At 61.5% G+C, this 18869-nt stretch carries 23 protein-coding genes and 1 pseudogene; 11 read left to right on the forward strand and 13 right to left on the reverse strand.

The window, feature by feature from the left end; genetic code table 11:
• Positions 1-120: 120 nt before the first annotated feature.
• From ACPPVR_RS26440 to ACPPVR_RS26470, 7 genes are all read left to right on the forward strand, one after another.
• A complete protein-coding gene (locus tag ACPPVR_RS26440) occupies positions 121-387 on the forward strand; it encodes a P27 family phage terminase small subunit (RefSeq protein ID WP_426616190.1) in 267 nt (88 codons plus the stop codon).
• Positions 353-1990: a terminase large subunit gene (locus tag ACPPVR_RS26445; protein ID WP_426609495.1), complete on the forward strand. Its 1638-nt coding sequence runs from the start codon at positions 353-355 to the stop codon at positions 1988-1990. Before ACPPVR_RS26440 ends, ACPPVR_RS26445 begins: the two co-directional genes overlap by 35 nt.
• Positions 1991-1993: 3 nt before the next feature.
• Positions 1994-2398, forward strand: coding sequence for an HK97-gp10 family putative phage morphogenesis protein (locus tag ACPPVR_RS26450; protein WP_426609496.1), 405 nt, complete (start codon positions 1994-1996; stop codon positions 2396-2398).
• On the forward strand, positions 2391-2735 hold the full coding sequence (locus ACPPVR_RS26455; protein ID WP_426609497.1) for a gene transfer agent family protein: 345 nt from the start codon (positions 2391-2393) through the stop codon (positions 2733-2735). The genes ACPPVR_RS26450 and ACPPVR_RS26455 overlap by 8 nt, the downstream gene beginning before the upstream one ends.
• Positions 2722-2919: a hypothetical protein gene (locus ACPPVR_RS26460; RefSeq protein WP_426609498.1), complete on the forward strand. Its 198-nt coding sequence runs from the start codon at positions 2722-2724 to the stop codon at positions 2917-2919. The genes ACPPVR_RS26455 and ACPPVR_RS26460 overlap by 14 nt, the downstream gene beginning before the upstream one ends.
• A 155-nt stretch (positions 2920-3074) precedes the next feature.
• Positions 3075-5009: a hypothetical protein gene (locus ACPPVR_RS26465; protein WP_426609499.1), complete on the forward strand. Its 1935-nt coding sequence runs from the start codon at positions 3075-3077 to the stop codon at positions 5007-5009.
• Between the two features lie 303 nt (positions 5010-5312).
• A complete protein-coding gene (locus ACPPVR_RS26470) occupies positions 5313-5921 on the forward strand; it encodes a hypothetical protein (protein WP_426609500.1) in 609 nt (202 codons plus the stop codon).
• Here the strand turns inward: ACPPVR_RS26470 and ACPPVR_RS26475 are convergent.
• On the reverse strand, positions 5914-6423 hold the full coding sequence (locus tag ACPPVR_RS26475) for a hypothetical protein (RefSeq protein WP_426609501.1): 510 nt from the start codon (positions 6421-6423) through the stop codon (positions 5914-5916). The genes ACPPVR_RS26470 and ACPPVR_RS26475 overlap by 8 nt on opposite strands.
• 171 nt (positions 6424-6594) lie before the next feature.
• Here ACPPVR_RS26475 and ACPPVR_RS26480 point away from each other — a divergent pair, with 171 nt between their 5' ends.
• Both ACPPVR_RS26480 and ACPPVR_RS26485 read left to right on the forward strand, forming a co-directional pair.
• On the forward strand, positions 6595-6888 hold the full coding sequence (locus ACPPVR_RS26480; protein ID WP_426609502.1) for a hypothetical protein: 294 nt from the start codon (positions 6595-6597) through the stop codon (positions 6886-6888).
• 47 nt (positions 6889-6935) lie between these two features.
• Positions 6936-7097, forward strand: a complete 162-nt coding sequence (locus ACPPVR_RS26485) for a hypothetical protein (RefSeq protein ID WP_426609503.1) — start codon at positions 6936-6938, stop codon at positions 7095-7097.
• A gap of 75 nt (positions 7098-7172) precedes the next feature.
• Here the strand turns inward: ACPPVR_RS26485 and ACPPVR_RS26490 are convergent, their stop codons facing one another.
• The 3 genes from ACPPVR_RS26490 to ACPPVR_RS26500 are packed head-to-tail and all read right to left on the reverse strand — an operon-like array spanning position 7173 to position 7984.
• Complete coding sequence (locus tag ACPPVR_RS26490; protein ID WP_426609504.1) at positions 7173-7607, reverse strand: hypothetical protein; 435 nt, start codon at positions 7605-7607, stop codon at positions 7173-7175.
• Between the two features lie 9 nt (positions 7608-7616).
• The gene (locus ACPPVR_RS26495) at positions 7617-7817 is read right to left on the reverse strand and encodes a hypothetical protein (protein ID WP_426609505.1); all 201 of its coding nucleotides are present in this window, start codon (positions 7815-7817) and stop codon (positions 7617-7619) included.
• Entirely contained in the window at positions 7814-7984 is a 171-nt protein-coding gene (locus tag ACPPVR_RS26500) for a hypothetical protein (RefSeq protein ID WP_426609506.1), read from the reverse strand. The genes ACPPVR_RS26495 and ACPPVR_RS26500 overlap by 4 nt, the downstream gene beginning before the upstream one ends.
• A gap of 263 nt (positions 7985-8247) precedes the next feature.
• Here ACPPVR_RS26500 and ACPPVR_RS26505 point away from each other — a divergent pair, with 263 nt between their 5' ends.
• On the forward strand, positions 8248-9129 hold the full coding sequence (locus ACPPVR_RS26505) for a hypothetical protein (protein ID WP_426609507.1): 882 nt from the start codon (positions 8248-8250) through the stop codon (positions 9127-9129).
• A 10-nt stretch (positions 9130-9139) separates the two neighbouring features.
• Here ACPPVR_RS26505 and ACPPVR_RS26510 read toward each other — a convergent pair whose 3' ends face one another.
• The 9 genes and pseudogenes from ACPPVR_RS26510 to ACPPVR_RS26550 all read right to left on the reverse strand — a co-directional run bounded on the left by ACPPVR_RS26510 (position 9140) and on the right by ACPPVR_RS26550 (position 17910).
• Positions 9140-10870, reverse strand: coding sequence for a DUF6538 domain-containing protein (locus ACPPVR_RS26510; RefSeq protein WP_426609508.1), 1731 nt, complete (start codon positions 10868-10870; stop codon positions 9140-9142).
• A 253-nt stretch (positions 10871-11123) separates the two neighbouring features.
• On the reverse strand, positions 11124-12653 hold the full coding sequence (locus ACPPVR_RS26515; protein ID WP_426609509.1) for a peroxidase family protein: 1530 nt from the start codon (positions 12651-12653) through the stop codon (positions 11124-11126).
• A 304-nt stretch (positions 12654-12957) separates the two neighbouring features.
• Positions 12958-13125, reverse strand: a complete 168-nt coding sequence (locus tag ACPPVR_RS26520; RefSeq protein ID WP_426609510.1) for a hypothetical protein — start codon at positions 13123-13125, stop codon at positions 12958-12960.
• Between the two features lie 100 nt (positions 13126-13225).
• Positions 13226-13360 (reverse strand): annotated as a pseudogene (locus ACPPVR_RS26525) (tripartite tricarboxylate transporter substrate-binding protein); the annotation flags it as partial.
• A gap of 120 nt (positions 13361-13480) precedes the next feature.
• On the reverse strand, positions 13481-14611 hold the full coding sequence (locus ACPPVR_RS26530) for an iron-containing alcohol dehydrogenase (RefSeq protein WP_426609511.1): 1131 nt from the start codon (positions 14609-14611) through the stop codon (positions 13481-13483).
• 14 nt (positions 14612-14625) lie between these two features.
• Positions 14626-15663: a 4-hydroxythreonine-4-phosphate dehydrogenase PdxA gene (gene pdxA / locus ACPPVR_RS26535; RefSeq protein ID WP_426609512.1), complete on the reverse strand. Its 1038-nt coding sequence runs from the start codon at positions 15661-15663 to the stop codon at positions 14626-14628.
• Positions 15660-16766 carry a four-carbon acid sugar kinase family protein gene (locus ACPPVR_RS26540; RefSeq protein WP_426616191.1) on the reverse strand — a complete coding sequence of 369 codons (1107 nt, stop codon included), beginning with the start codon at positions 16764-16766 and terminating at the stop codon, positions 15660-15662. The genes pdxA and ACPPVR_RS26540 overlap by 4 nt, the downstream gene beginning before the upstream one ends.
• Before the next feature lie 2 nt (positions 16767-16768).
• Positions 16769-16963 (reverse strand): hypothetical protein, encoded by a 195-nt coding sequence (locus ACPPVR_RS26545; RefSeq protein WP_426609513.1) that lies wholly within the window; start codon positions 16961-16963, stop codon positions 16769-16771.
• Positions 16964-16989: 26 nt separating this feature from the next.
• The gene (locus ACPPVR_RS26550; RefSeq protein WP_426609514.1) at positions 16990-17910 is read right to left on the reverse strand and encodes a dihydrodipicolinate synthase family protein; all 921 of its coding nucleotides are present in this window, start codon (positions 17908-17910) and stop codon (positions 16990-16992) included.
• Positions 17911-18033: 123 nt separating this feature from the next.
• Here ACPPVR_RS26550 and ACPPVR_RS26555 point away from each other — a divergent pair, with 123 nt between their 5' ends.
• Positions 18034-18867: an IclR family transcriptional regulator gene (locus ACPPVR_RS26555; RefSeq protein WP_426609515.1), complete on the forward strand. Its 834-nt coding sequence runs from the start codon at positions 18034-18036 to the stop codon at positions 18865-18867.
• Positions 18868-18869: the final 2 nt, after the last annotated feature.

Raw genomic sequence — 18869 nt, forward strand, 5'->3', positions numbered from 1 at the left:
GAGATTGTCACAATGAGGGGGAGAAAACCAGAGCTCGTGGGAGGCAGCGGCACGCTCGATGCCACGACTAAACCGCCGTCCTGGTTGGGTAAGGCGGCGAAGGCCGAATGGCGCCGCGTCATGCCGGAGCTTGCCAAGCGTAGGATCTTGACCACCGCCGACCTTGGCAGCTTGGAAAGCTACTGCATCGCCATTGGCCGCATCCGCGAGCTCGAGACGCTATTGCGCGCCGGCATCGACCCCAAGCTCTTCCGGATGCAGGACAAGGCCATGGTGACGGCGCGCCAGCTCGCGGCCGAACTTGGCTTGACGCCCGTTTCCCGATCGCGACCGGCAGTCCGCGAAAACGACAATGAAGGCGACGATGACAACCCGCTCGCCCTCTAAGGATACCTATCCGCATTGGATCTTTGATGACTCGCCCATTCCCGACCCATTCGGGTATGGCGAGCGTGCGGTCGAATTCCTTCGGCGCCTCAAGCATCCCAAATCGACGTTGCCCCGGAAGCAGTTCCAGCTTGATCTGTGGCAGGAACGTATCGTGCGCGCCGTCTATGGGCCGCGCGACGACAACGGCAACCGGATTGTCAGCAGCGTTGTGATCCTGGTCCCGCGCGGCAACCGCAAGACCAGCCTGTCCGCCGCAATGGCGCTGCTTCATACGATTGGCCCAGAGCGGGTATCCGGTGGCGAAGTGATCTTTGCCGCCAGTGATCGCGGCCAAGCCGGTATCGCCTTCAAGGAAGCGCGCGGTATCGTCCAGGCGGACGCCAAGCATCTGGTCCCGGTAACGAAGGTCTATGACGCCTTCAACAGCGCAAAGAAGATCGCCTATCCCCGAGACGGGACCGAGTTGGAAGTTATTTCGTCCGACGCACCGAGCAAGGAAGGCCGCACGCCCTCATTTGTGCTCGCCGACGAAATCCACGTCTGGCGCGGCACCGATCTTTGGAAGGTGCTCACCAACGGCCTGGACAAGATCGACAACAGCTTGCTCGTGATCGCGACGACCGCCGGGCGCGGGCAGGACAGCATCGCCCATGAGGTGATCGAGCGCGCCCGCAAGATCGCGCGCGGCGAGATCACCGACCCGACGTGCCTACCGGTTCTGTTCGAATCCGCTCCTGATTGTGATTATGCCGACGAAGAGCTTTGGAAGCGCGTCAACCCCGGCAGCGCGCACGGGTATCCGTCGATCGCAGGTTTCCGACGGCATGTGGCGCGCGCGAAAGATAGCCCGACCGAGCGCGCCAGCTTGCTCCAATACAAACTCAACGTCTGGCTCGACCATTCGACCAGCCCGTTCGTTGATATGGCGACTTACGACCAGGGCGCGGAATCGATCAACTACGAGGCCTTGCGCGGTGCGCCGTGTTGGATTGGCGTCGATATGTCCAAAACCACCGACCTTTCGGCCGTGGTCGCGTGCTTCCGGGACGGCGACACCTATACCGTCTTGCCGAAATTTTTTGTCCCCGACTCCGATATCCGCAAGCGCGGCGACCTGGACGGTGTGAATTACGTCTCATGGGCCAAGGATGGCTTCATCACGGCCACGCCTGGCAACGTAATCGATAACGCTGCCGTCGCGGATTACATCCGCTCGCTCGCGGAACGCTTCCAGGTCCAGGAGATCGGCTTTGACGTCGCATTTGCCCAAGGCGTCATGGCGCCGTTGGTGGACGAAGGTTTCCCCGTGGTCAGCATACGTCAAGGTTGGGTGACGCAAAGTCCGGCCCTCAATGTCCTGGAGCGCGCGATCATCAGCCGCAACTTCCGCCACGGCGGCCATCCCGTCTTGCGCTGGAACTTCGCCAACGTCGCGATCCACAAAGACGCCAACGACAACCGGATCATTCACAAGAGCAAGAGCACCGACCGGATCGACGGGGCAGCGGCGACGTGGATGGCCGTATCGCGCGCCGCAGCCGGCGAGAATTCCTGCTCGCTCTACGATCTTCCCAACGCTGTTGAACTCCTATCGTGGTGACCCATGGCCGATAACGACGACCTCGATCAGTATTTGCAGGCGCTGCCAGACAAGCTGAAGGACCAGCTCTCGGAGGTGATCCAAGAGCAAGCGCAACGATTGTCAGACGCTCAAAAGGACGCTTTGCGCTCGCTTCAGCAGTCTCATGAGACCGGCGAGCTGGAAAATAGCTGCACGGTCGTGCGTGGAGCGCATGAGTTGGAATGGATCGTCCAGGCTGGCGGCGAGCTAACCACGAAAGAAGTGCGGGAAGGATCAAATGTGGCGTATGATTACAGCCTGAGCTTCGAATTCGGGACCAGTCGCCAGCCGGCGCGACCATTTTTTTATCCGACCTACAACACCATGCGCGACGAAATGCAGGGGGTGATCGACGAGGCTGTAAACGAGGAGCTTTCCAATGGCTGACGACAAATGCGCACGCACAATCACATGGAACGGCGGAACGCACACGTTCAATCTCAACCATCCCTGGGTCAGACGCGTCTTGTCTTGGCGGGGCATTCCCGGACCAGGCGGTAGTTCGATCTCGGCCATTTGGGGCCGCTTCGAGGCACATAACTATTCGGCTAGCGACGTAGAGCGCGTGATGGAGTTCGGTCTACTTGGAGGCGGCGCGACCGAGCGCGAGGTGAAGCGACTGCTCGACGCCCATGTGCGCGGCAAGCCGCTCGCGCCTAATGTCCTGATCGCCAGCGAAGTTTTGGCAGCCTTTTTCGTCGGAGATGCCAATGTCAGCACCTAGTCTCAGGATTCCCATCAGCGTGGATCTGGAGAAATTCCGCGACCAGATGAAGCAGACCAGCTCACTGGCTGGCACCGCTACGCGCCAGATCGCGAAGCAATTCCTCGACATGAACAAGGACCTCGCCAAGGACGCCATCTTTGCGACCATGGCGCGCGGTGCCTTGGACCTCGCCGGTAAGTAGCGCTCGCGGTCGGCAGCTATAAGCTCATGAGCGCTGCAATCAGCGGCGCACGCGAGCAGATGCAGCAGATGGTTGAGATCGCGGACAAGGCGAGCAATCTCGGTGTGTCTCCCGCGTTTCTCCAGGCCTTCACCAGCGAGGCGCGGAAGCTCAAGGTGGAAGCCGGCGAGCTCGAATCTGCGCTCGACCATGCCTTCAACGCGACCAAGGATAAGTCGCCGATCGACGTTGGCGAGTGGAGCGTCGGCGAGGAAAAGATCACTGCCTTAGAGAAGGCGTTGCGCGTTTTGAATGCGACGGCGGCGAAGGACGCGGGCCAACAGCTTCAAGGCCTGGTCCTGTTCCGGGACGCCAAGACCCAGGAGGATAAGATCAAGGCCGTGCTCGCGGCTATGATCCAGCTCGACCAGATCGGCCAGCATGCCGCGAGCCTGGACCTGGGCGAGAAGATGTTCGGCGCCCAAATCGTCGATCGCATGCGGCAGGGCAAGACCAGCGCGGAAAGCATGTTGCAGACGATCCGAGAGGCCAGCGCTAACGCCGACGGTATCTTCAGCAACGCCCTGGTAGAGCGCGCGAAGGAAGTGGACGACCAGCTTAAGCTCGCCCACCAGCGCCTCTCTACCGCGCTGAAGCCGTCCTGGGATGACCTCGCCAGCGTCATGATGGACATCAAGGGTGCCTGGGCCGACGTGATCGGCTACATCGCAAGGGCCGTAGAGCTATCGAACAAGCTTCCGCGTATCCCCGGCATGGCGGCCAGCTCAACCGACCTGGACGCCAAGCGAGACGCGCTCGCCCAGGTGCAGGCACGGTTGAACGGGACCGGCGGCGGATTACTCGGCAGCGTCAACCTACCACCGCTTTCCATCCCGGGGTTGGGACAAGTCTATGCCGGCACCACCGCCGACCTAGAAGGCCATCGCGACCGGCTGCAAAAGGAGATCGCGGCACATACGACGGGTCAGGATGGGTATGGCCCCACAGCGCAAAGCCAGACGCGCGGCACCGGCCCGGCTCCGACCAAAATCAGCACCGGCAGCGACCACGACCGGTTCGATAGCGGCGCCGACGCGATCGACAAGCGCACCGCCGCCTTGAAAGCGGAGGTGGCCACCATCGATCTTTCCACCGAAGCGCGCGAGAAGAACAAGATCGCGGCCCAGCTCCAAGTCGTCGCGATGCAGGCCAACCAGGCCGCCGGTAAGGGCGAGGGAGTCGTTACGGCTGAGCAGCGGAAACGGATCGAGGAAGTCACTGACGCTTACGGCGAGGCCACCCAGGCCATTGAGAAGGCCACCGTAGCGCAGTCGATCCGGCGCGGCCGACAGACGGTTTTGCTGGATCCCCAGGACGTGCAGATCGCCGAGCAGCTCAAGGGCCTTTATCCGGACGTCGGGACCGCCCTGAGCTCGGTTGAGGCGTCAGCGATGCGGACCAATGAGGCCATGCGGTCGATCGGGAACACCATGTCGAGCAGCCTGACCTCAGGTCTCGCGGACATCCTTAACGGCACGAAGAGCGTCTCGGCAGGCTTTGCCGACATGTCCAAGGCGATCGTCCGCGCGCTCGAAGAGGCGATGATCAAGGCGCTGATCGTCGCACCGATCATGCGCGGCCTCTCCGGTATGTTCGGCTTCAGCGACGGCGGCTTGGTCGGATCACTGCCCAAGCCGGGCGATGGCGCCTTCATTGGGCCGGTTGCCAAGGCGGACGGCGGCCTGATCAGCGGGCCCGGCACCGGCACGTCGGATTCGATCCCCGCCATGCTTAGCGATGGTGAATACGTAATCCGCGCGAGCGCTGCGGCCAAGCATCTGCCGCTCTTGCACGCGATCAACACCGACCGGATACCGAGGTTCGCCGACGGCGGGCTGGTCGGCGCCGGTTCGCCCGCCGCGCCTATGGTCAATGCCGGCCATGTCATTGCGCCGCAGATTGCCGTCACCGTGCAGGGCTCGCCTGGGCAATCGTCGCAGGACCAGCAGCGTATGGGCGAGAGCATCGCGGAGGCGGCCCAGCACCATATTCGGGACCTCATCGGCCGCGAACTTCGCCAGCAGATGCGCCCGGGCGGCATGCTCCGATAGAGGCTTGCTACAAATCTACTAATAGCGATGCAACGGGAGATTGCGTCAAAGTTGCCTCTCAACTGGCGGCGTGACATACTGACCTGTGAACCCACTTTGAAATGCGAAAGCCACCCGGCGGCGAACCCGGATGGCTTTCTGGAGGACCCGAACGTGCCGTTGCTTAAGAGAACGTCCGAAGATCATCATCAGTCTAGCCAGACCGACTCTATCTCTCAAGATAACCGGCCTCGAAAGCGGTCGAAAAAGGTCCCTCGGAGAGTCCGGCAGTCAGGCTTCAAGGACACCAAAACGATCGAGAAAATGCGGTCTTTCCGCGTTCCCGCGCATTTGCTGGACGAGGAGACTTCAGTTGCCCCTAGCTCTGTAACAGCCTCCAACGACAACATACCCGTGTGGGCTCTTACCGGTGACGTGGTCAAAGCCGTGGCCGCGACAGCGGCCCTCCAGATCGCAGAGAAGCCCGCCTATCCATTCGTCTTCAATCTGACTCACGAAGCCGAGGCGAAGGCGCTGAGCCATCCCAGGGGCTTCGTGGACTCATTGAAGAGGTCCTTTGACAAGCAACTGGCCCGGGCAGGCGTCCGTCTCCCGTATTGGTTCGCGATCGACATCACCCCGGAGGGCCGGCTTCATATCCAAGGCGCCTACAGCGCTATCATCGAGAGTCAGGCCCTCAAAGAGATCATGCGCAGTGCTTGGGGCAAGTGGAAGATCAATCCCCAGCGCCAAGTCAAGTTGGCCTGGAGGTTCTGCGACGACGGCTGGGCGACCTACAGCATGCGAAAACACCGCCGGGTGTCCAAAATCATCGGCCAGACCTTCACCATGACCCGGCCGCTGCAACAGGACGCGCAATGGACCTACGAAGAGGTCCGGCGGATTATGCGATGGCAGGAACTTCCTAATTGATCTTGGTGCAGGTGCCACCTGAAACGGCCGGGGTGTTCTTATTGCTCTCTACGCCATCCACGTAACCGCACATGTAGTTGCGGAGAAATCGATTGTTCGACAAGTTGATGATGTAGTCGGACAACACTGCATTGCAGACAATATAGTTGTTCGGTCGCACCTCAACCACCTCGCTCCAATCCCGGGCCCGGCACTCGGCATCGGTGTTCGATCCTCCCTCAACGATCGCGACATTGAATGTTTGGACGGCCTCGTCTCGGTTCATGAGGTCCTTTCCCACCTGGGTTCTTAGATACTTCAGCTTGAGCACGAACTTCTCGTCAGTTCGGAAAGTCCCGGACCGCCACCGCTTCGAATTCTCGTCGTAAAAGAGCCCTCCGGCCATTTCCACGACGCAGTAATAGGTTGCGTTTTTTGCTTCTACGGCTTGAGCATTTCCGGTCGGAAAGCCCAAAAGCAGGCATGCGGTGGTGATGATCGCGGAAGATCGGCTTATCGCCATGTGTATTCCTAATTCGCTAACCGCTGCACGAGAGCGGTCCCGTTGGCATTCACAGCACAGAGGTAGAACCAGATTTGAGACTGCCCGGCCGAGCTCCATTCGATCTCAACCCGGATCGGCGGATTGGGACTAGGCCAGTTCGCGGGCGCTGGCTGCGGGATAGTCCTACTCTTGCCGATCTTCATGCCAGCGATCTTCGGCAACGTATCGGCCGCTTTGATGGTGCACGCGGACTCGTTCGGACCCCGCGCGGCGAGCGCTGGTGCGACGGCGATTAAAGTCAGTGTCATCAAAATGAAACGCATTTCGGTCAGTCCCCCAGCCGTCGAAAATATGAGGGATGAGCTGACGCGTTACAACCGCTACTTGAGGTGCACGCCCGATCCTTCGGAGTTCGCTGGTCATAAGTCAGTTCTGACTTACAATCTTAAAGAGAATATTTTGTTGACGCCACTTCGCGAATAGGAGTCTAGTGGCGCCACACCGCTAATGGTGGGGCTCAAGGGAATACCATGCTGATCACTGACGACCGCTACTTCCAACTTGTGCACACGCTGACCGAGGCGCACGCCGGCACCGACAACTTCGTCGTGATGGGCCGCGTCTGGGTGGAAAACCAGATCCAAGTCGCGCTGTGCAAGGCCGACATTTACCCAGCGAGTAGTGAGGAATGAAGGGAAGTGCCCAAAAACTTGGCGTCGAGACCCGAGCAGAGGCCCGAGTTTGCGCTCGGGCCTTTGCTATCTTTGCTAGGCAGTTCTTCGAAATCCACTAGCGATCCAAGCAACCGCCAGTCCGGCGATCAGCAACGCCAGCGGCGGAGCCAGCGCAACCATTAGCGCTCTGTGCAGTCGATCCGCGCGCTTTTGGTTTTCGTCGTCCATCGCCTTCAGCAGCTCATCTATGTTCGCGTTGAGGCTCTCGATCTGCCTTCTCGCCTCTGCCTGGTCGCTCCGTTGCAACTCCGCGGCGTCTCGTCGCACAGCATCGCCGATCCGTTGGCGAAGGTCTTCCTTGGACCGCGAGCTGTCCAGCACATCCTTGGTGCCGCCCTTGTATTCGACCTGAAGCTCCACGTGCGATCGCCACAGACCCTTGAACTCTTCGGTCCCGAGCCCCGCGACGATTATTGCAATCCAGACGAGGCTCATGACGATCCAGAGCCGGAAGAAGCCACGATACATCGACACCGGCTATTCCTGCTGTCGACCCAGCCTTACGCCCTTCAGCATCGCGACGACGTTCGTCTTGGACACGTGCAGGTGCTGCGCGATGACCTGTTGGGTCGTTCCGCCGCGTGCCATTTCAATCGCAACAAGGCGTTGCATCAGTTCGATGACGACGTCGAGCTTCTGCTGCGTCGCAGCATTCTCGCCATTCCCTCGCGGCTTCATTGTTTTCCCTTCGGCTTCTTCAACAGCTTTGCAATTCTACTGACCCGATGGATTCCGACCCCGGCGATCTGCCGGCTCTCGTGCTGGCCCACGCCCGCCAGCAGCAACTGAACGATCATCATGTCGCGCAGTAGGTCCTCAACATTATCCGAGTTCGACTTGGCCATTGCTCCAATCCCTGTGAGACTACCTACGATATATTGGAGAAACGCGGGCGTCCTGCTAAATGGTGCTACTTTAGGGCGATTATCCCAAGGGCTTTGCGATGGCTGATTCGGACAGGCGCTTGGAAACATCAAGTCGCTGCTCATTCTGTTGTTGATGAAGCTGGGTGCTACGTCAGAAGAGATTGCAATGGCGCTAACAGTTGACGCGAGCGTGATTCGCCGGACGATTTCGGGGCGCAAGGTCAGGAAGATTGTCGACTAGCATGGTCATTTCCGTAAATGATGTTCGTTCGAACCCTAACGAGCAGATCGCGCACGCGGTCGCGGTCTTAAAGGGGTCGGAGCGGCTGCGCGACGTCTTCGATGCCATCTGCACAGGCGGCAAGAAGCCCAAGACCGTCTCCCAGTTGATGACGAAGACGGGGAAGTCTCGAGTTGTCATCCTGCAGCTGGGCGGTCGGCTTGCTGATCAGCAGCTCGTTCACAAGACGAAGGTGGGCAACGAGACCGCCTACGCCAAAGATCGATACCTCGCGTCGAAGCGAGCGGCCATCCACCGGCTCATCAAGGATCCAAGGAAGCTCGCCAAGCTGCCGACAAAATACTCGCCGCGCGGCAACGGCGGCGTGGTGAGGGTCGTCGTTCCCGGTGCTAAGATTCAAATCAAGGAGCTGCACGTCGAGGATTTCGACCAGTTCGCCAAGATCAAGAAGATGAAGCCCACCTCCGCGCCCAAGATATCCGAGCGGGCGTTCAAGGATGGAGTGCTCAAGCTCATAGGCTCCACCGGCAAATTCCAAGACTGGGGCGGCGAGCCGAACGACCTGTATACAACGAAGCTGCGTCACAAGGGTCAGCGTCGCGCGATGGCGTTCGCGTTCAAGGGACCCGGCACCAAGGGAGAGCTTACGCCCAAGAAGCTCGGCAAGAACGGAGACCAGATCCAGCGATTGTTTTTGGCTCCGGCCGAGATATTCGTAGTGCAATATCACGATGCGATTGGCCAGTCAGTCGTGGAGCAGGTGCAGGCGTTTGCTAGCCTCAACTCGGTGCGCGAAGGGAAGCGTATCAACTACTGCATCATCGACGGAGACGACACCAATCGCCTAATCATGGCGTATCCCAAGCAGTTCGGTCTGAAGTAAAGCCCATGGTCTAAAAGTCAGCAAAAATCACAGCCTCGATCATCGTCACGCGATCTCGCAATGGCCCTTCCGGCAGCACGCCATAGCGTCCGGTCGTGCTCGCCTTCGTGTGTCCCAGCAGCGGACCAAATGTCTCATCGAGGTATCCGGCAGCGCGGAAGGCATCGGTCACGTTGTGCCTGAACGAATGGAAGTTGACGCGCCGGTCCACCTTCACACCAACAGCCCTGAAGTAGCCGTTGAAGAATTTCGAGGCCTCGCCGAAGTAGCCGCGCTTGTCGCGCTGCGCTTCGGGAAACAGCCGCTGATCGCCGCGCGCGCCCACGCTCGCATGGTAGTCGAGCAAGCCCAATTCGATCAGCTTCGAATGCACTGGCACCACGCGCATTGATCCGCCTGTCTTAGTGCTCTTGCCGACGCCATCTTCATCTTCGTCCCCGACCTCGGTGATATGGAAAATCCAAACACCGTGAAGCTGGCGCACATCAGCCGTCAGCAACTGGCAGAGTTCACCGAGGCGCGCACCCGAATAGATCGCGATCAGCGGAATCCAGTAACGCCAATCCCGGACGGCATCGTTGCCCGGCTTGCTCTCAGATCCATCGCCCAGGCAATTCCCGAACAGCGGCGAGTTGAAGATCGTCTGTAGCTGTTGCTCGGTGAAGGGGAAGCGGTTCTTTTTCCGCTTGTCGATCGACAGATACATTCCGCTCATCACGTCGTCGTCGATATATTCGTTCTGGAGCAGCCACCGCGCGAAGCTCCCCAGCGCGGCAAGATACTTGTTCACGCTCTTCTGGCTGATCGCGGGCTTTTTGACCGTCTCGTTCGCCTCGATCACCTTCCGGAACGACATACCTTGAAACGCTTTGCTGTCCGCCGCCTTCACCGGCCAGCGCGCCAGCTCTTGCTTCCAGTTACGGACTGCTTTGCGAGTGATCACCGAGACGTGCGAGGACTCGCCGACGAACTCGGCGAACAGCTTCACGATCTTGCGGTTCTGATCCCAGGTGTCCGGCCGCGCGTCGCCAATGCGCTCGGCTTTGAACTTGTCATAGAGCTCCATCAGGGTTTCGCCCGGCGCGGCAATCCGTTTGCCTTGGGTGAGATCGGCCGGCACGACGATCGGATCAGCCGGAACACCGGTCCAATTGCCTGCGTCGCGCTCGGCGGCACGTTCCAGGACCTCGACCTGGGCGCGCTGCAACCGTTGGCACAGATCGCGATAGGCCGGCGAGCCCTTGGCGATCAGCAGCCGCTCGCTCTGGATGACGTCGTCGGCCTTCCACTCGATCAGGGCCGTCTCACCGCTGGCGAGATGCTTCTTGAGCATGTTGAGTTGAATGGCCCGGTGTTCGCGGTCCACCTTGGCCGCGTCCTTCACGGCGATCACTTCAATGGTCGCGTTGAGCTGGACTAGCGGGTCATCGGTCCAGGCAACGCGCCCGGCCTCGATATCGACCGCAAGCTTATTCGCCGCCTCCTGGACGGTCGCATTGGTCGGTAGTGCGGCACGCGTCCGGCCGTCTCGGTCTAGTCCAGTCTCATAGTGCGACCACACAGCCGCCTGGAGATCGGCCGGGGAGGGCTCGCGGCGTTGCTCAAGGTCGGCAAACTGCGCGCGGTAGGAAGCGATCACCGGCGCCGCTCGGTCGCGTGCTTGCCGGGGGTCGGTCGTCTTGAGGGACTGCCAAATCTCTTTGCGCCTGAGCACCGGCTGAAGCTTCAGCGGCACGCCCACGCGGACATAGTAGGACGTGCGCCCAGGACGTTTTTGGATGTTTGTAGCGATCGACATTCGAGTCCTCGTAACCGAGACTCGTAACCACTACTCGTAACCGTTTTGCATTAAAAGCTGTTTTATTTCATGCGTTTATTGAAATCGTTGAATTTTTGCTGGGGGTCCTCAGGGTCCTAGTTCCCCAGCCAGCCGCGCCGTAGTCCGGCTCGCCCGCACCGCGACCACATGCTCTCACGTCGCCGAACGGATTCAATCAAGCCTCCAGCGCCATTTTGACAAAGTCCTTCAACTGAAAAAGAGCGCCGGTAGGCGGCTTCCAGTCTGGATTTTCGTTGAGGTAAGAGCCGCTGTCGGCGAACAGCAGGCCAAGGAACACCTCGGCGACGATGCGACCGCCGACTGGACCGAGTTGTGGCGTGTTGACCGCAATATTTGCCTCAGTGACCGGCAGCGTGGGCGCTGGCGTTTGCAGATTCTGCATGGCCTCCGCCAGTATGTAGCTCCACAAGGGACAATTCCCGGCGAAAATCCCGGCCACTTTGACGATGCTGTCCGGCTTTCCCCCATCAACGGCCTGCCCGATCAAGATGTGATCGTCATGGAGCACGGGCGCACCCATGCGGACCGCAACGGCCTGCCCCGTTGGCAGATTGAATTCGCGGCTGCGCTTCAGATTTCGCAGCGCCAACGATGACGGATTGGAAGCAACAGCCGGCGGAAGACTGCCGAGCGGATCGACGAGCGCGGTGTCGATGCGATAAGCCAACTGTAGTCGCTTGAAATTGGCCACCTTATGCGCGTCGTCCAGGGTCTTCGATCCGTAGCTTCGCGTGTCGATGTCGATGAACCGGCCCCAGTCGATACCCCAATCGGTGATCAGCTTGCGAAAGCCCGTGAACCCTTCCGGGAAGCCCGGCTTCACTTCTGCCGGCAGAGGAAATATCGGCAGCAGAGTCGCGTCGTTCAATCGATAGCCAGGCCTAACCATCGAATGTCCAAGACGGTAGGCCGCGATGGAGAACTCGACCGGCAAGAAGGGAGAGGCAAGCTTGGTGAAGAAGGCCAATTTCTTGCGATCGTAGTGCGTACCCGTCTTGAGGGCCGACAGGACATCCTTGTTGATGATCCGCGGGAGAAAATCATTCACCACCATGTACTGGTAGTGGTGCCGCACGAGCTTCTGAACTTCCTGGAACTCCTGATGCGGGTGTCTTGCGACAAGGTGATTGTGAAATCGCAAGAACAAGCCTTGAAGCTGAGAAACAATACTGTTCTCGTCGTTTCGGGGGTCGCCGATCAGAGCCCTGCCCGCACCATTGCGCTGGAGGTCCCGTGCACCGGCAGAACCGAGCGTCAACGGATCGCCGAGCAAGAAGGACTTCTGGTCCGTGTCGTACATATACGGCTGATCGCCGGGGCCCCGCCCATAGACATTGTCGAGATCAAACGCCGGCGTCCGGAAGTCGATCGTTGCATTGGGATCCTTCTGCTTTTGAAAACTCCCATCCGGATCGAACGTCAGGTCGTGGTCGATGAACTGGCCGAGATAGGTATAGAGCGCGGGAATGCCGCTCTCCTCATCGTCGGCGCCGTCCTTCGGCGGATCGAATGAGGACACCATTGCCTTGGCAAGTTTGCCGAGATTGTGGTCCTCTTCCGTGCTCGTACTTCCGTACGTAGCTCCCTTCAATTCCGGAAACAGACGGCCGAACCTTCCCTGGAAGTTTGGATCGGCTCCCGCCGCCGCGAGTCCACGAATGAGCGAGCTGTGCTTTGCCACCATGACGGCGTTCCTATCGATAAAGTGTTTGCGGAAAAATTGAATGCAAGAATTCCCGATGCGCGAAGACGGCGCGAAAATGCGCACATACGTCCTCGACATTCGGTCGTCATCAGTAAAAGCAATCAACGCCCTTAGATTGTATCAAATCCAAGCGGCAATCAAGGTGGCGACGCGCCTTTTTTAGGTCGCGGCTTGTCATTTTATCGAGCAGATTCTGGCGAAGCTGCGGGCCATCATGCGTGCTGCACGCAGACAGTTTTCGTCCCTACTCCATGTTGATATTCGCGGCCTCGATCACCTTCTTTCAGCGCTCCGTCTCGGAGGCGATGCAGGCCGCGAACGGCTCGGAATCCACCGCGACTGCGGTCGCACCGAGTTCGGCAATCTTCTGCACCGTATCCGGTTGCTGCATACAGGCGCGGATCTCGGCCGAGAGCTTTTCAACGATCGGCTTCGAGCCCTTGTAGGGCACGTGCACCATCTTGGTGCCGGTCATCTGCTGAAACAGCCTGGTCCGGCTGGTAGCTGAGCCTCGGGCCATAGAGCGACGGGTTGATCGCGAGTGCCGACGTACTGGCAACGCCAATCGTGATGCCGTCCGGCGCAGATTTCGCGAGCCGCGTTACGCCGAGGATCGAGCCGGCGCCGCCGACATTCTCGACCACGAATGGCTCGCCGAGCTTCATCTGCAAATGGTTGGAGACCATGCGCGCGAAGATATCCGCAGTGCCGCCGGCGGCGAAGGGAACGATTACCGTCACCTGCTTGGACGGATAGCCACCCTGCGCCTGCACCGCCGACGCCGATTGGCCGCGGGCGGCAGGGAGCTAGAACGCGACCTCGTACATCCCGAGGATAGCATCCCGGCTCAAATCGCGCGGGTTGTTGTCGAGCAAGCGACGAATGGCATGTGCCTCATCAGCCATCACGCCTAGATCGCCTTTGGGCACGCCGAGCGCGGACAACCGCATCTCAATGCCGAGGTTTTTGCAGTACTCGTGGGTGGCGTCGAACGCGCGTTTGGGATCGCCCTGCCCCGGCAGCCCAAGCGCGCCCAGCACCGCGACCGTCTTCGCCTCCACCGCCGGCATGTTGAAGGCCAGCGTGTACGGGAAGATCACGGCGCAGGCCAGCCCGTGCGCCACGTGGTGGCGCGTGCCGAGCGGATAGGCCACGGCGTGGCCGGCGGTCGTATTGACGGGGCCGAGGCAATAGCCGCCATAGAGCGACGCCAGCGACAATCCTGCGCGCGCCTCACGATCGCCGCCGTCGGCCACTGCGCGCTTGAGATAGCGCCCGACCAGCCGCGCGCCCTCGAGCGCATAGAGGTCGATCGTCGGATGCGCCTTGCGGCTGGTATAGGCCTCGACGCAATGCGCCAGCGCATCGACACCGGTCGCCGCGGTCACCTCCTTCGGCACGGTCATAGTGAGATCAGGATCGACGATGGCGATGTCGGCCAGCATGAAGCGGCTCTGCACCGCCTGCTTGTTCTGGCTGACGGGATCGGTGACCAGCGCGCGGGTGCCGGCTTCGCTGCCGGTGCCCGAGGTGGTCGGAATCTGCATCAGCGCCACGCTACGGCCGGCGACCTTCTCAGGCCCGACGATATCGGCAAAGGCCACGTCGCTGGTGCAGAGCACCGCGACCAGCTTGGCGAGATCCATCGCACTGCCGCCGCCGAAGCCGATGACGAGATCGGGCGCAACCTCGCGCGCCATCGCGACCGCCTTCTCGAGATTGGGCAGGTCCGGCTCGGGCTTGACGTCACCGAACACCTTGACCGCGCCGGGCAGCCCCAGTGCGTCGACGCGGCGCGCGTTGAACGGGTCGGAAATCACCAGCAGCCGCCTGGCGCCAATCCGCTCCGCGAAGCGCGCCGCAGCCGTGATCGTACCGCAGCCGAACTCGAGGACGGTGGGACGGAGGATTTCGATGGGCGTGAAGGCGTTGGTCATAGCTGGCTTCGATCTCAAGACCTGGATGCGGCGGCGCCAGCGGACAGCCGCTCGGCATAGTCGATGGCCTCGATCAGGCTGTGCTCGTTGGCGATGCCCTTGCCGGCGATATCGAAGGCAGTGCCGTGATCGACGGAGGTACGGATGATCGGCAGGCCCAGCGTGATGTTGACGCCGGAGAGCTCCTGCCAGCGGCCAGTCACGGGATCGACCTGGAAGCCGAGCAGCTTGACGGGGATATGCCCCTGGTCGTGATACATCGCCACCGCCGCATCATACTGGCCGGCGCGCAGCTTGACGAAGATGGTGTCGCCCGGCACGGGACCGACGACGTCGAGACCGTCGGCAACCGCTTTCGCAATCGTCGGCGCCGAGATGTCGATATCCTGCCGGCCGAACAGGCCGCCCTCGCCGGCATGCGGATTGAGCGCAGCAATTGCGATCTTCGGCTTGGCGATGCCGAGCCGCAGCAGCGCATCATTGGTGAGATCGATCACCATGCGCAGCCGCTCCGGCGTCAGGCGCTTCGGCACGTCTTCCAGAGCGACGTGGGTCGAGACGTGGCTGACGCGCATGTTGCCGTGCGCGAGCAGCATCACCGAACCGCGCACGCCGGTGAGATGCGCCAGCATCTCGGTATGACCGGGAAAGTGATAGCCCGCCTTGTTGAGCGCTTCCTTGTTGAGCGGCGCCGTGACGATCGCAGAAGTTCGTCCCGCCTGCGTCAGACGCACGCCCTGCTCGATCGCCTTATAGGCAAAGCGGCCACCATCGGCGCTGAGCACGCCGGGCTTGATCGGCGTGCCCTCAGCGTCGGCCTGGAGGAAGCAGAGGTTCGGCCAGTCGCGATCGTCGGCCGTCACTTGCGGGATCGCAATGTCGCTGCCGAGCGCGGCCCTGGCGCCGTCCAGCGCAGTGCCGCTGCCGATGATCAGCAGGCGCAGATCGCCGGTCGCGATCCTGTCCTTCAATCCGACACAGGCCTTGACGATGATCTCCGGCCCGATCCCGGCGGGATCACCCATGGTGATGGCAAGATGACGAGAAGTCATGTCGGGCTCTCCAAGTTGAGCAAGTGATTGTCACGGAGCAATTCGCGCCACAGATGAGTTGTGCCAAACGCCCCGGACTTCGAGACGATGTCAACGCCGGCCCAACGGCCGCCTTGCAGTGCCGAGCGCGGCAGTCCTGGCACGATACGTCCTGTCACCTGAAGCGCATGCGCGCCAAGAGCAACGCATACGGCCTTCAGGGTTTCGCCACCGGCGACGATCAGCGTGCCGGGCGGATCGAGTGCTGCGATCAGCGCCGTCAATTCGCGCGTGATACGCCGCGCAGCCTCGGCGCGCGACAGGCCATCGGCGAGAGCGAATTTGACCAGCGCGACGCCGTCGTCAGCCAGCATGCGCTGAACGCGCGACGCGCCCTCGCCTTCGGCCAGCGCAATGGTCGCCTCGCCGCACGCCGCAAGCTGCGACGCGGTGGCGGGCCGGTCGGAACCGAACAGTCCCAGCACCGGACGCTTCATTTGCCGCGGTGCATCGGCGCGGTGGCCGCGGGCGAGCGCACCGGCCAGCCCGCCGCTGCCGCACCACAGCACGGGCCCGGGCATGCGCCGCGCAATCTCGACGACGCGATCGAGATCGAGGTCACTCTCGGCGTCGAACACGTGAACACCGCCTTGTGACAGCGTGTCGACCCGGCCCTGCCGCGCCTCGATGCCGTCCTGTCTCAATTGATGCAGCAGATTGTCGCCGACCCGATGCCAGTCGCCTTGCACGGTGCGTGCGAATTGCTGACCGTCAACGGTGCGGCGCCCCTGATAATCGAAGGCGGGCGCGACCACGCACGACGCCCAGTCGCCGCCAGCGAGACAGGCACCGAGTTCGGCGGCCCACGCACCACGGAGCAGGCTATCGACCTTCTTGTAGGCGATCGTGCCGCCGCGGAGCAGCGGCGCCAGTCGTCCGACGATCTCGACACTCTCGGCTTTCGAGCGCTCGCGGGTGCCGCTGTCGATCGCGAGACTCCGGGAGCCCGACGCCTCAGGTACACCCGACCAAGTGACGTCGAACGGTCCGCACAAGCCGACGAACTCCGCCGCGGTGTCGAGCGCACCGGTGAGATCGTCGGCAAGCAGGCGGATGCTCGTCATTGTCATGGCGCCCCCGCACCAAAACTCTTGCCGGGATTCATCAAGCCGCCGGGCTTCACCACCGCGACGGCGCGGCCGTGATAGCGCCCGCGCCAATCCACCACATAGGGATCCTGGTCAGGCCCGGACGCGATGAGGTGCCTATCGCCGACGAGTGCGGCGAGCCCGGCCAACGCATCCTGGAAAGAATAGGACATCGGATCGCCTCGCCGTCCGCTACAGCCTAGACAGTGGCTGCGAATGCAGCGGCACTCGCGAGCAGTTCTTTCACCTGAGCTGACGGCAAGGACTCCAGCGGCGGTCGCAGGCGCTGCCATCCGGCATGGCCGGTGCGTTCGGCAACCAGCGCCTTCAGCGACGCCATCTGCGGGAAGCGGGAGACCAGCTCGCGCGCCTTCACGATACGAGCCTGTGCAGAAGCGAGGTTTGCGTCGTCGTCGCTATCGCGGAAATGCTTGAAGACATAGGCGAGATCGCGCGCGATAAGGTTCGAGGTCGCGGTGATGCAGCCCGCGCCGCCCTTGCGCAGCAGCGGCAGCAGCAGCGGGTCGGCGCCGGTCAGTACCGAAAAGCCCGGGAACCGCTCGACCATCGCGGTCATGTTGGCGAAGTCGCCTGAGGAATCCTTGATGCCGACGATGGTCGACGGATAGGCCGTGCGCAACCGCTCGATCAGCGCGTGCGAAATCGGCTGCATCGACATTTGCGGGATGTGATAGAGCACGATCTTGAGGCGCTTATCGCCGATGCGCTGGATGATCTCGCTATAGGCGGCATAGACGCCGTCATCGCTGACGTTCTTGTAGTAGAAGGGCGGCAGCATCACCACAGTATCGACGCCGACCGACAACGCATGGCGCGTCAACACGATGGTGTCGGTGAACGCGGCGACGCCGGTGCCCGGCAACAGCTGGTTCGGCTTGATGCCGCCAGCGATCACGGCCTCGAGCAGCGCGGTGCGCTCGGAGACCGAGAAGGAGTTCGCCTCCCCCGTCGTGCCGAGCATCGCAATGGCATCGCAGCCTTCGTCTAGCAGGTAGCGGCAATGCGCGATGAAACGCACATGATCGGGAGCGAGTTTGGCGTCGAGTGGCGTCAACGCGGCGGAGAACACGCCATGGGGGTGCAGCGATGATGTCGACAAACTTCCTCCGATCATCAGATCGATGTTGTTCGGAATGCGAACATTTGTTATAATCTGACCCGTTGGTAAGATCAGGCTGCCGCCACGTCAAGGGCTGTGGCTGTCATGGCAGGGCATACAGGCATGGCCAAGGTCGAAAAGAAGGCGGCGAAACGCAGACCGGAAGCTACGCCGAAAAATCCCAAGAATTATGTCGCCTCCGTCGGCAAAGCCTTCGCCGTGCTCAAGAGTTTCACCAGTGAGGCCTTTGAGCTGACCTTAAGTGAAGTGGCCGCGCTGGCGGATCTCGATCGCGGCACGGCGTTCCGGCTGATCCAGACTTTGATCGAACTCGGCTATCTCCAGGCCGTTCCGCAGAGCCGCCGGTTCCGTCTCGGTGTCGCCTGCCTCGACCTCGGCTACACCGTGCTGTCGCACGGATCGTTGCGGACCATCGTCGAGCCCCTGCTGCGCGAGCTGGTGCCGGCGGTGGGCGATGCGGCTTCGCTCGGTATCCTCGACGGAGGCGACGTGATCTATCTCGCGCGCGTCGGTGCAGGCCTCGATCGTCACAAGATGGATCGTCGGCCGGGCTCGCGCATTCCCGCCTACAGCGCCGCCCTCGGCCATGCCATGCTGGCGCATCTCGCCCGCGACGAGCAGATCCGGCGGCTGGACGCGCGGCCCCGCGTCAAATTATCGGAACGAACGCTGACCGATCTGGACGCCCTGCTCGACCGGCTCGATCTCGTGAAGCGGAAAGGCCATGCCGTCTCCGACGGCGAGAACGCCTATGGCCTGCGCACGCTGGCAACGCCGATCCTCGATGCCCAGGGGTTTGTGATCGCAGGATTGAGCGTCACCGTGGACGCCATGCGCATGGACATGCCCACCTTTCGCGAAGAGGCGCTGCCGCGGCTGATGCAGGTGACGAGCCAAGTGCAGGAGCTCACGATCAAGTCGGGCTTATCGGGCTGAGG

The organism is Bradyrhizobium sp. McL0616 (genome assembly GCF_049993385.1).
In the GTDB taxonomy this organism is placed as follows: domain Bacteria; phylum Pseudomonadota; class Alphaproteobacteria; order Rhizobiales; family Xanthobacteraceae; genus Bradyrhizobium.